General features: G+C 37.7%; 7 protein-coding genes. All 7 read left to right on the top strand.

The genetic code is table 11. The annotated features are described in order from the left end of the window. Positions 1 to 64: 64 nt before the first annotated feature. Positions 65 to 2,137, top strand: a complete 2,073-nt coding sequence (locus tag HWQ58_RS18605; RefSeq protein WP_292865651.1) for a carbamoyltransferase C-terminal domain-containing protein — start codon at positions 65 to 67, stop codon at positions 2,135 to 2,137. Positions 2,138 to 2,205: 68 nt separating this feature from the next. Next, entirely contained in the window at positions 2,206 to 3,060 is an 855-nt protein-coding gene (locus HWQ58_RS18600; protein WP_292865648.1) for a 3-hydroxyacyl-CoA dehydrogenase NAD-binding domain-containing protein, read from the top strand. Between the two features lie 19 nt (positions 3,061 to 3,079). Further along, complete coding sequence (locus tag HWQ58_RS18595) at positions 3,080 to 3,328, top strand: acyl carrier protein (RefSeq protein ID WP_292865645.1); 249 nt, start codon at positions 3,080 to 3,082, stop codon at positions 3,326 to 3,328. Between the two features lie 296 nt (positions 3,329 to 3,624). Continuing rightward, complete coding sequence (locus HWQ58_RS18590; RefSeq protein WP_292865642.1) at positions 3,625 to 4,809, top strand: acyl-CoA dehydrogenase family protein; 1,185 nt, start codon at positions 3,625 to 3,627, stop codon at positions 4,807 to 4,809. A 3-nt stretch (positions 4,810 to 4,812) separates the two neighbouring features. Beyond that, on the top strand, positions 4,813 to 5,883 hold the full coding sequence (locus tag HWQ58_RS18585; protein WP_292865639.1) for an HAD family hydrolase: 1,071 nt from the start codon (positions 4,813 to 4,815) through the stop codon (positions 5,881 to 5,883). Positions 5,884 to 5,925: 42 nt separating this feature from the next. Continuing rightward, entirely contained in the window at positions 5,926 to 8,508 is a 2,583-nt protein-coding gene (locus HWQ58_RS18580; RefSeq protein ID WP_292865636.1) for a condensation domain-containing protein, read from the top strand. An 81-nt stretch (positions 8,509 to 8,589) separates the two neighbouring features. Continuing rightward, positions 8,590 to 13,197 (top strand): non-ribosomal peptide synthetase, encoded by a 4,608-nt coding sequence (locus HWQ58_RS18575; protein WP_292865633.1) that lies wholly within the window; start codon positions 8,590 to 8,592, stop codon positions 13,195 to 13,197. Position 13,198: the final 1 nt, after the last annotated feature.

Here is a 13,198-nt window from a genome sequence, read left to right as displayed (position 1 = left end):
AAGAAGACTTGTGAGGCTCATCATTTGTTTTTGGTCATTTGTAATCACAAAAGACTAATGACAAATGACCAGGGACAATCCTCACGTAACATCTCACAAATCAAATGTTTATCAACTGCTAGAGAATACTGAGGTAGTAAAAATGCTAGTTTTAGGAATTTCTGGAGGACCCAACCTTGTTCACGAGAATTATGACAGATCGATAGCATTATGTCACGACTCAGCGATTGTTTTAGTTGAGGATGGAGAAGTTATTTTTGCAATCGAGGAAGAAAGGCTCAATCGAATAAAGCATACGAACAAGTTTCCCAGCGAATCATTACGTTTATGCTTGAAAAGTAAAGGCATACAATTAGAGGAAGTAGACCTAATTGCCTATTACTGCTCAAAGAAAACCTTCGAGATGGGCCTGAAACTACATTCTCTAGGAAATGACTCGGCGCTACCAATAATTGACCCTATAATCTTTGTTCAGAACGTTTTTTGCAGGGGATTAAACTCTGAAATAGATCCAGATAAACTTTGTTTTGTTCATCATCATCATGCACATGCAATGAGCGCACTGGCACTTTCTGGTTATGAAAGCACTCTTGTTACAACTTTTGATGGGGAGGGAGAAAATATTTCTGGTATGGTTTTTGAGGGAGAGGGCACAATACTTAAGCACATAACCGACATTCCTGAATCGAAATCTCTTGGTCAGTTTTATGATAACGTAATAGGTTTTTTAGGTTACACCCTATTCGATGAATATAAAGTGATGGGACTAGCTCCTTATGGAGATCCAGAAAAATATAGAAATTTATTCCAAACACTATATACGTTATTTCCCAACGGAGACTATGTGATTCACTCCGACAAGATAATCTCACTCTTTGATTTAGGGATGCCACGTCGGAAAGGGGAACCCTTCACGCAAACGCATAAGGATATTGCCGCATCACTTCAAGAAGCCTTGGAGAATATAGCTTTTCATGTAATTCAATACTATCAACAGGAAACTAAACAGAAAAACCTATGTATGGCAGGAGGAGTAGCTCATAACTGTACTCTTAATGGAAAAATCTTGCGCTCTGGAATGTTTGAAAATGTATTTGTTCAGCCTGCGGCTCACGATGCTGGTTGCGCGTTAGGCGCAGCTTTATATGCGTACTATAATGCCAATCCAATGGCTAAGAAGTCGTCTCAGCTTGAGCATGTGTACTGGGGAACAGATATCGGGAGTTCTTCCTCTGTTTTAAACCAATTGACGCAATGGCAAGATTTTATTGCATTCGAGAAATTGGACAATGTTCCGGAACAGACAGCAAAGTTACTAGCAAGTGGTTATGTTGTGGGATGGGTTCAAGGTCGTTCTGAATTTGGACCAAGAGCTTTGGGGAATAGAAGTATTCTTGGAGATCCCCGCCCAGAAGAAAATAAAACTCGTATTAACAAAATGATCAAGAAGCGGGAAGGCTACAGACCTTTTGCTCCGTCTGTTTTAGAAGAAGATGTGGATGAATTCTTTGAAGTTCCACATAATCAAAAACAACTCCCATTCATGATATTTGTAGTTAATGTCAGAGAAGATAAACGTCAAATGTTAGGGGCCGTGACTCATGTTGATGGAACAGCTAGAATCCAAACTGTATCACAAAAAACAAACAAAAAATATTGGGATTTAATTAACTCATTTAAACAATTGACAGGCATTCCAATTTTGCTTAATACGTCATTTAATAACAATGTTGAACCAATTGTAGATTCTGTTGAAGATGCTGTAGTTTGTTTTTTAACTACAGGATTAGACTATACCGTTGTGGGAGATTACCTGATCAGAAAAAAGGATGTATCATGGTGGAATTATATGTCTCTTAAGCTTTTTCTTCCGCTTCATATTTCGTTGCATCAGGTTAAGAAGTTTGATTCACAGGAAAAGTTTGACAAGTACTTTTATATTAAGAACAGCTATAATCAGGAATTTCAGCGAGAGGTATCAGCCGAAGTGTTTGATGTTTTGACCTTAGCGAACAGTGAGAAGACTATAGAGAACCTCCTCAATAAATATCGTGAGACAGAAGAAGGAAAAGCTAAAGACATCATTCATGATCTAATGGAATTATGGTCGCAGCGCTTAATTGTACTAAGACCATAAGTGAATACTATTCCTAATCACTTACTAGCTTAAGTACAAGAACATGTAAATGGAGGTTAGTTGAAATCATGAATATTCAAACAGTAGGTGTTGTTGGTGCGGGGGTGATGGGAATAGGGGTTGCACAAAACCTCGCTCAAACAGGTCATCAAGTTGTTCTAGTAGATATTTCTGAAGATATCCTCGATAAAGCTAAACACGAAATCAGGAATAATATCCGTTTCCAGGGTTTTTTCAAAAAAAGTGACAATACAGAAACTGCAGATAGTATCCTCGGAAAAATAGAGTTTTCGACAAACTATAAAATTTTAGATGGTGCAGACTTTGTAGTTGAAAATGTCACCGAAAAATGGCATATTAAAAGAGAGGTCTATCCCCTAATAGATTCTATTTGTCCAGCAGATTGCGTATTCGCTGCTAACACATCAGCAATTCCCATTACCCGTATAGCTTCAGTCACCAAGCGTGCCGATAAAGTTGTTGGTATCCACTTTATGAATCCTGTACCAATGAAGCCGATGGTGGAGATGATTCGTGGATATTATACCTCTGAGGCAACAATTGAAACGGCAAAACAAATGCTGGCTCAGATGGGTAAAGAGTGCATCATTGTCAATGATTCACCGGGTTTTGTTTCCAACCGCGTTTTGATGTTAACTATTAACGAAGCTGTTTTTCTATTGCAAGACCAAGTTGCTACAGCAGAAGATGTGGACAAAATCTTTAAAGGCTGTTTTGGTCACAAAATGGGACCTTTAGAAACAGCAGATTTAATTGGGCTAGACACGATTTTATTTTCCATTGAAGTTTTGTATGAAAGCTTTAATGATAGCAAGTACAGACCATGTACTTTACTCAAGAAAATGGTAGATGCAGGGTTGTACGGTAGAAAAAGTGGTAAAGGATTTTACGTATATCCATAAAGAGGGAATATCGAAACTAATGAACAAAATTCAAGCTAAAATCAAAACTTTTCTTTCAAAATTTTTCGGTAATCATGATTTGCAACCAGATGAAGACATTTTTGCTCTAGGTTTTGTCAATTCTATGTTTGCCATGCAACTTGTTTTGTTTGTAGAGCAAGAGTTTCAGATTGCCATTGAAAACGAGGACTTAGAATTTGAAAATTTCCGCACAATCAATTCTCTCGCCAATTTGATTGAACGTAAAACTGCTATTCTCGTGCAGTAATAAAAACTAGTTAGAATTCTGAATTCAGAATACTCTACCCATGTACCCTTACAGGGAAGCAAGCTACGCGCAGTGTCCCGCTCTTAAGGGATAGAGTTTTAAGAAGGAAGAATATTTGAATTTATTTTTGCCCAGGAGGAGACAAGGTTTTAATCTAATACTCAGATGCCAGCGAACACGGCGAATCGTTACTCTATCAGCTACTCGTACAGAATACATTCTGAATTCTGACGACTGACTTCTGAGTTCTTCTTGATAAAATATAAATTGCCATTTTATGTGGCAAAAATGGTATTATGAAACTGGAACTATCTGCTCAACAAAAAAACGCCAAAGCGGAATTTAGAACTTTTGTTAATCAAGAAATATGCCCTGATGCTGGCGAATGGGATAGCAAAGAATTTACCCCGCCACAACTAATTAAGAAAATAGCTCAACGTGGTTTTCTCGGTGCTATATTGCCCCAAGAATATGGCGGACAAGCAATGGACATGATTACCTATGGCATTCTCAACGAGGAAATTGGACGGGGATGTTCTTCGGTACGGAGTTTGTTGACAGTTCACAACATGGTGGCTCATGCTTTGTCTAAATGGGGTAATAAATCTCAAAAACAGTATTGGCTTCCTAAATTTGCATCTGGTGAAACTATTGCTGCTTTTGCGTTAAGCGAACCGAATGTAGGTAGCGATGCCAAAAGTGTAGAAACAACAGCAACACTTGCTGGTGATGCTTATATCTTAAATGGGCAAAAGAAATGGATTACTTATGGACAAATAGCAAATGTATTTTTGGTCTTTGCTAAATGTGAGGGTAAACCCACTGCTTTTTTAATTGAAAAAAATAGTCCTGGACTGTCAGTAAAACCAATGTCTGGTATTTTAGGTGTTAGAGCTTCAATGTCAGCAGAATTGCACTTTAATGACTGTCACGTTTCTGTAGAAAATTTAGTAGGTAAACTAGGTTTGGGATTTTCCTACATTGCTGCGACTGCGCTTGATTATGGTAGATATAGTGTGGCATGGGGTTGTGTAGGTATTGCTCAAGCTTGTTTAGAAGCTTGTATCAAGTATACAAATGAGCGAAAACAGTTTGGTGTTTATCTAAAAGAACATCAATTAATCCGTCAAATGATTAGTCAGATGATTACTAACGTGAAAGCAGCAAGACTTCTGTGTTATCAAGCTGGTTATCTCAAAGACATTAACGACCCTAACTCGATTGTGGAGACTTCTATTGCTAAGTACTTTGCATCCACAGTCGCTACCAAAATAGCAAATGATGGCGTGCAAATTCATGGTGGCAATGGTTGTAGTAGTGAATACCCAGTAGAAAGGTATTTACGCGACTCTAAAATTATGGAAATCATTGAAGGTAGTACTCAAATTCAAGAAATTACTATCGCAGACTCAGGTTATCAAGATTATCTTTTTACAACTGTTACTACTGGCTTGGAAAAGAAATTAGCAGAGAAAAGTTAATATATGATTAGTACTCAAGAACAAAACGTAAATAGCAAACAAAAAGACAAAAAAGTTATTAAATGTCTCGTTTGGGATTTGGATAATACCATCTGGCATGGGATTTTGCTGGAAGATGAGAAAGTCTCTCTGCGAGAAAATATAGTAAATCTTATTCAGACTTTAGATAATCGTGGTATTCTACAATCTATAGCAAGTAAGAATGAATATGCTACAGCAATAACTAAACTAGAAGAATTTGGGTTGAAAGAGTATTTTTTATACCCACAAATAAATTGGAATTCTAAGGCTGCCTCTATCAAAGAAGTTGCTAAGTTACTTAATATTGGGATGAATGCGATCGCTTTCATTGATGACCAATTATTTGAACTAGAAGAAGTAAAATTTACCTTGCCAGAAATACTGTGTATAAACACAGATGAAATAAGTAGTATTTTAGATATGCCTGTCATGAATCCACGTTTTATTACGGAAGATTCACGAATTAGAAGATTGATGTATGTTAGTGATATTGAGCGTCAAAATGCAGAGAAAGAATTTGTTGGCACAGCAGACGAATTCTTAGCTACTCTCAATATGAATTTCACAATATCTTTTGCTAAAGAAGAAGACTTACAGCGTGCAGAAGAATTAACACTAAGAACTAACCAATTGAATACAACTGGTTATACCTACTCCTACGACGAACTCAATCATTTTCGCCAATCAGAAAATCATAAACTGCTAATTGCAAGTCTGGAAGATAAGTATGGCAGCTACGGAAAGATCGGTTTAGTTCTGATTGAATGTCAGCCTAAGTCATGGACAGTCAAGCTTTTGCTGATGTCTTGTCGTGTTATGTCGAGGGGAGTCGGGACAATTATGTTAAATCATATTATGGGTCTGGCTCAAAGCAGTAATGTTCGTCTTTTAGCAGAGTTTGTACCAAACGATCGCAATCGAATGATGTACATATCTTATAAATTTGCAGGGTTTAAGGAAATTGATCAGAATGGCAATTCAGTGACTTTTGAAAATGATTTAAGTCGGATTCAGCCTGTACCTTCTTATGTAAATTTTCAAGTAATTACTTAGTTGATTAGTCATAAAAAATTCATAAATTATAAGGATAATATTATGGATAGCAAAACAGATGAAATTATTAAACGACGTTCTAAGCTCTCACCTGCTAAACAAGCAATTTTAGAAAAGCGCTTACGGGGTCAGCATGAGCCTAATACTCAACAAATAGTTATTCCTCGTCGCACCCACCAAGGTTCTGTTCCTCTGTCTTTTGCTCAGCATCGGCTATGGTTTCTTCAACAGTTAGATCCCGGCAATGCTTCCTACAGTGAACTAGTGTGTGTACAGCTAACAGGTGCGCTTAACGTAGATGCCCTAGAACAAAGTCTCAAGGAAATTGTGCGACGCCATGAAGCGTTACGTACTACTTTTGAGGTAGTTGAGGAACAAGCAGTTCAGGTTATTCATCCTACTGTAACTGTGACCCTACCAGTGGTGAACTTGCTCTCTATACCAGAAGTTAAACGGCAAGCACAAGTCAACCGACTAACAACAGAGATAGCTCAAAAACCTTTTGATTTAGCAACTGGTCCCTTGCTGCGACTAATACTCCTACAAACAAGTTTGCAGGAATACTTGCTGCTATTCACAATCCACCATATTGCCGTTGATGGTTGGTCAACTGGTATATTTTTTCGTGAATTTTCCACCCTTTATGCAGCTTTCAGTAAAGGAGAACCTTCTCTGCGTTCGCGCAGCGTGTCGCAGACAGACGCTACGCGAACACTTTTGCCAGAGTTGCCAATTCAATATGCAGACTTCGCCTATTGGCAAAATCACTGGCTGCAAGGAGAAGTAATGGAGAAGCACTTATCTTACTGGAAACAGCAACTTGCTAACTTACCTGTGCTGGAATTGCCTACCGACTATCCCCGTCCTGAAATCCAAACTTTTCGCGGTGCCAGGCAACATGTAGAACTGCCAAAAGAACTTTGTGAAGAAATTAAAGCACTTAGCCATCGGGAGGGAGTAACTCTATTTATGACTCTAATGGCAGCATTCAAGACCTTGATCCATTACTGCACGAAGCAGGATGATATTGTTGTAGGTACTGATGTTGCTAATCGTAATTTTCCAGAAACAGAGAAGATTATTGGTTTTTTTGTTAATCAGCTAGTATTACGTACTGATTTATCTGGTAACCCAACTTTTCAGGAATTGTTGAAACGTGTTCGTGAGGTAACTTTGGCCGCTTATGAACATCAGGATATGCCGTTTGACAAGTTAGTATTAGCTCTGAAGCCAGAGCGAGATTTGGCTCATACACCTCTGTTCCAATCCAAGTTTGTCCTGCAAAATGCCCCAACATCGCGACTGGAACTAGAGGGTTTGAAATTGAAAGTTTTTGAAGATATTGACAATGGTACGGCTAAATTTGATTTACTACTTAATATGTGGGAAAGCAAACAAGGGTTGAGTGGTAGGTTGGAATACAGCACAGACTTATTTAATGCTTCCAAAATTGCTAAATTTATTACAGATTATGCAATAATTTTGCGTGCAGTTGTTGCTCAACCTAATATTAAATTTACAGCTATCAAAGAAATACTGAAAACAGCAGATAAGCAAAGACACGAGACAAAGCAACAGGAATTTCAACAAGCTCGTCGCCAAAAATTTAAAGCCTTTAAATCACAACCCAAACCTACAGTAATCAATTTATCTGAACAAGAATTAATAACAGAAAAATTTTTGCAACCTGAAGTAAATTTACCTTTAGTTATTACGCCTAAAGTCAGTGATATTAATTTACAAATCTGGGCTGAGAACAATCAACAATTCATTATCAATAAATTGTTGAAATATGGAGGAATTTTATTTAGAGGCTTTGCTATTAATCAAAAAGAGGATTTTGAGCAATTCGTTAGTGCCGTATGTCCTGAATTAATGCCTTACATAGAATCTTCCACACCTCGTACTAAGTTAAGCGAAAAAGTTTATACATCTACCGAATTTCCAGCTGACCAAACCATTGCTTTACATAATGAGTCATCCTATGCCAGTACCTATCCGATGAAGATATGGTTTTGCTGCATTGAACCTGCAAATCAAGGAGGAGAAACTCCAATTGCTGATGTGAGAAAAGTATTTCAACATATTCACCCTCAGATTAGAGAACGCTTTCAAGAAAAAGGGTGGATGTTAGTTCGCAACTATGGTGATGGCTTTGGTTTACCTTGGCAAAAAGCCTTTCACACAACAGACAAAGCTGTGATGGAAGAGTATTGTTATAACGCTTGCATTCAGGTTGAGTGGAAAGATAGCGATCGTTTAAGAACTCGTCAAGTTCGTCCAGCCATAGCACAACATCCAAAAACGGGTGAAATGGTTTGGTTTAATCATGTTGTTTTTTGGCATGTTTCGAGTTTACCAACACAATTTCGAGAAAAATTTTTCAACGAGTTTACAGAAGAAGATTTACCCTACAACACTTTTTATGGTGATGGTTCTCCTATTGAAGACTCAGTTATTGCAGAAATTCGTGAAGCTTATCAACAAGAAACGATTGTTTACCCTTGGCAGAAAGGGAATATATTAATGTTAGATAATATGTTGACAGCTCACGGACGCAATCCTTACTCTGGTTCAAGAAAAATTTTAACTGCGATGGGTGAGCCTTTTCAACATCATTTTTAAATAATTATTCACTCATAAGACGCATACACTAAACAGCATGAATAATTATTAACTAATTAACAAGTTATCAAATTATATATCATGAATAAGAAAGTAATTCAGGGTTTTCAACTTTCGCCGCAACAAAAACATTTATGGCTACTACAACAAGATAAGCATAGCCTTGCCTATCGTTCATTTTGTACAGTGGAAATTACAGGTGATTTAAATATTGAAGCATTTAAAATTGCCTTAAAAACTGTTGTCAAGAGACATGAAATTCTTGGCACTAGTTTTCGTTGCTTACCAGGGATGAGTATTCCACTGCAAGTGATTGAAAATAGTGGCAATGTCTTAATAGAAGAACACGACTTCAGAGCGATGAAACCTGAAGAACAAAAAAATGCTGTTGGATTAGTTATTGAATCTGCTAAACAGCAAACTTTTCACTTTGAGAAATCATCCTCATTACAGATATCTCTAGCTACTCTGTCAGCATCTAAATATCTATTGCTGTTAAACTTACCTGCTCTATACGCAGATGCAACCTCACTTAATAATTTCGTAGCAGAAATAAGTCGTGCTTACACTGGAGATTTGTATGATGATAGCATCACAAATGAACCAGTACAATACATTGTTTTTTCAGATTGGCAAAATGAATTATTGGAATCCGAAGAAGCGGAAATTGGGAAAGAATATTGGCGACAAAAAGATATCAGCCATATTTTCAATTTGAAGCTACCAAATGAAAATCTATTTTCTAGTAAAATTAAATTTCAACCTCAAGTTTTCACTCAGATAATTTCGTGTCAATTAGCAGATAAAATCACCGCGATCGCCGAAAGATGTAATACTACAGAATTAATATTCTTACTAACATGTTGGCAAATATTACTATGGCGTTTAACTAATGTATCAAATATGGTTGTTGGTACTAGTTGCGATGGTAGATCGGAAGAAGAACTTCAAGAAATGCTGGGACTACTTGCCAAATATGTACCAGTAGATTGTTATCTTCAAGGTAGCTTAAAGTTGAGCGAAGTTTTAGAGCAAATTATTTTTGCTGAAAATCAAGCATCTGAATGGCAAGATTGTTTTAATTGGGAATTAATTTCCGGATTAGATAAAGCTATCAACGATGTACCTTTCTTCCCTTTCTGTTTCGACTTTATAGAGCAAAATGTTAAATTTTTGACTACAAATGCAGTCACGTTTTCTCTATCACAGCAATATGTTTGTTTTGATAAGTTTAAAATAAAATTATTATTTATACGTACACAAGACTCTCTTCACGCCGAATGGCACTATGATTCAGAGTTCTTTTTACAAGAAGATATCGAACGTTTAGCGGGACAATTTTCCACTCTCTTACAAAGTGCAACTAATCATCCTCATACATTCCTAAGCGAATTAGAAATACTTAGCGATAATGAACGACACAAACTATTGGTTGAGCTTAATAATACACAAACTGTTTTTCCAATAAATAAATGTTTTCATCAACTTTTTGCAGAACAAGTAGCTCGCACACCAGAAAACATTGCTGTTATTTATAAAAACCAGCAAGTTACCTACCAAGAATTAAACACTCGTGCTAACCAGCTAGCTCATTATCTACAACAATTAGGTGTGAAACCAGATGCAATGGTGGGACTTTGTGTCGAGCGATCACCTTTAATGCTAATTGGACTTTTAGCTATCTTAAAAGCAGGTGGTGCTTATATACCAATTGATCCTAGCTATCCCTTAGAAAGAAAAGATTTTATCCTAAAAGATTCTCAAATGCCAGTGCTGCTGACTCAACAGCATTTATTGGCAGATTTAGCTACAAATGAAATTCAAGTAATTTGTATAGATAGTGATTGGCAGACCATAAATCAACAAAAAATTGAAAATCCAATTACTAAGACAACTGAATTAAATCTAGCCTATGTTATTTACACCTCTGGTTCCACTGGGAAACCCAAAGGAACTTTAATTCCCCATCAAGGATTAGTTAACTACCTAAGTTGGTGTACTCAAACATATGCAGTAGAACAAGGAGTAGGAACTTTAGTTCACTCACCTTTAGCTTTTGACTTAACAATCACCAGTCTTTTGTCACCTTTATTAGTTGGTCGGATAGTGGAATTACTATCAGAAGAGCAAGGCATTGAAACCCTTTCTCAAGCTTTAAGTAAAAGCTCAAATTTAAGTTTGGTAAAAATTACTCCCGCTCACTTGGATTTGCTGAAGCAACAGTTATGTCAAGAAGAGCTCGCAAATAAAACCAGAGCTTTTATTATTGGTGGGGAAAATTTATTAGCCCAAAGTATCACCTTCTGGCAAGATGTAGCTCCAGAGACTATATTAGTCAACGAATACGGACCTACAGAGACAGTGGTAGGCTGCTGTATTTATCAAGTTCCAGTCGGGAAACATACTTCAGGTTCCATACCGATTGGTAAAGCGATCGCTAATACCCAGTTGTACATTTTAGACCAATATTTGCAACCAGTACCAATGGGAGTACCGGGTGAATTGCACATTGGCGGACTTGGATTAGCTAGAGGTTATTTAAATCAACCTGAATTAACAGCTCTGAAATTTATTCCCAATCCTTTTAGTAAACAAAAAGGCGATCGCCTTTATAAAACTAGTGATTTAGCCCGCTATTTACCAAGTGGAGATATTGAGTATATCGGTAGAATTGACAACCAAATAAAAATTCGAGGTTTCCGTGTTGAATTGGGGGAAATTGAAACACTCATTAGCCAACACCCAGCAGTCCGAGAAACTGTAGTTGTAGTAAGCGAAGAATCGGTAAATTCTAAACAAATAGTGGCCTATGTAGTTCCTCAAAAAGAACAGACACTGGCAATTCCTGAATTACGTAGCTTTTTAGAGTCAAAGTTGCCAAACTACATGGTGCCAGCAGCTTTTGTCACATTGGAGGCACTACCACTGACACCTAATGGGAAGGTTGACCGCAAAGCACTACCTTCCCCCGATACAGCACGTTCAAAACTCGCAAAAGCTTTCATCGCACCTCAGACCACCGTTGAAAAACAATTGGCTGTTATCTGGACAGAGGTATTAGGTTTAGAAAAAATAGGTATAAACGATAACTTTTTTGAAGTAGGAGGAGATTCTATCCTTAGTCTTCAAGTAATATCCAAAGCCAACCAAGCGGGTCTGCAATTAACTCCTAAGCAATTATTTCAACATCAAACAATTGCTCAACTAGTAATTGTAGCTGGCACAACCAAGAAAATTCAAGCAGAACAAAACCTAGTCACTGGTTCGCTAGAGTTAACACCTATTCAGCATTGGTTTTTTGAACAAGACCAACCAGAACTACACCACTGGAATCAAGCAGTGCTGTTAGAAGTAAAACAGCCCATCAACCTTGTAGCTTTAGAAAAGGTGGTACAAGATTTACAAAAACATCATGACGCGCTGCGTTCTCGATTTATAAAACAAGAATTTGGCTTTCAGGCAGTGATAGTAAGTCCTGATAATCAAGTGCCCGTAACCTATTCAGATTTGTCAGCATTATCCAAAGAAAAACAACTAGCACAGATAGAAGCAATCTCAGCGCAGCTACAAGCCAGCTTGAATTTGACAGAAGGACCATTATTCCGGGTTGCTCTTTTTGATCTTGGTGCAAATCAACCAAGTCGCTTACTTTGGGTGATTCACCACTTAATTGTTGATGGAGTTTCTTGGCGAATTTTAATTGAAGATTTTCAAACAGCTAAAGAGCAAATTTGTCAGGACAAAGCACTACAACTGCCACCTAAAACAACTTCTTTTCAGCAGTGGTCTAGCTATCTACAAGAATATGCACAATTGCTCACATTGCGTTCGGAGCTAGAATACTGGCTGACAATACAGCAGCAACCTGTTAAGTCTATACCGATAGATTTTAGCGATGGGAAGAATCTAGAAGAATCAGCTTGTACTGTGGCTGTATTGTTGACTGAAGAAGAAACTCAAGTTTTATTGCAACAGGTGCCAGCAGTTTATCAGACGCAAATTAATGATGTATTGTTAACTGCACTTGTACAAACATTTAGCCAATGGACGGGGGACACTTCTCTACTAATTGACTTAGAAGGGCATGGTCGAGAAGAACTGTTTGAAGATGTAGATTTATCGAGGACTGTAGGCTGGTTCACAACTATCTTCCCGGTACACCTGAGTCTAAAAAACTCTTCCGATTTGCCAGGAAAAGCCCTCAAGTCAATTAAAGAGCAGTTAAGGGCGATTCCAAATCGAGGTATTGGTTATGGAGTGTTGCGCTATCTCAGTTTAGAGAAGGAAATTAGCGAACAATTCAGTTGCTTGCCAAAAGCGGAAGTTATTTTTAATTATTTAGGACAGTTTGACCAAGCTTTACCAGAATCGTCTTTATTTAGCTTTGCTACCGAATCGAGCGGTCCCAGTCATAGTTTGCTTTGCAAACGAACTCACTTGCTGGAAATTAACAGCAGTATTGCTCAAGGTCGCCTGCAAATCAACTGGACTTATAGCAATCAGTTGCATCGGCAATCCACGGTTGAAACTCTTGCTCAAAGGTTTATTGAGGCACTGCGATCGCTGATTGCCCATTGCCAATCTCCTGATGTAGGAGGTTTTACGCCTTCCGATTTTGCTGAATTTAAGCAAAGCCAATGGGAGCAAACCGATCTTGATGCCATTACAGTAGCTATAGGAGATATTTGAG

This window comes from Nostoc sp. LPT, assembly GCF_017115165.1.
In the GTDB taxonomy this organism is placed as follows: domain Bacteria; phylum Cyanobacteriota; class Cyanobacteriia; order Cyanobacteriales; family Nostocaceae; genus Nostoc.
This window is presented reverse-complemented; position numbering and strand designations above follow the sequence as displayed.

Coding starts and splice junctions, on each gene's coding strand:
- HWQ58_RS18595 (WP_292865645.1), top strand. CDS start 3,080: ATGAACAAAATTCAAGCTAAAATCAAAACTTTTCTTTCAAAATTTTTC.
- HWQ58_RS18575 (WP_292865633.1), top strand. CDS start 8,590: ATGAATAAGAAAGTAATTCAGGGTTTTCAACTTTCGCCGCAACAAAAA.
- HWQ58_RS18580 (WP_292865636.1), top strand. CDS start 5,926: ATGGATAGCAAAACAGATGAAATTATTAAACGACGTTCTAAGCTCTCA.
- HWQ58_RS18600 (WP_292865648.1), top strand. CDS start 2,206: ATGAATATTCAAACAGTAGGTGTTGTTGGTGCGGGGGTGATGGGAATA.
- HWQ58_RS18605 (WP_292865651.1), top strand. CDS start 65: ATGACCAGGGACAATCCTCACGTAACATCTCACAAATCAAATGTTTAT.
- HWQ58_RS18590 (WP_292865642.1), top strand. CDS start 3,625: ATGAAACTGGAACTATCTGCTCAACAAAAAAACGCCAAAGCGGAATTT.
- HWQ58_RS18585 (WP_292865639.1), top strand. CDS start 4,813: ATGATTAGTACTCAAGAACAAAACGTAAATAGCAAACAAAAAGACAAA.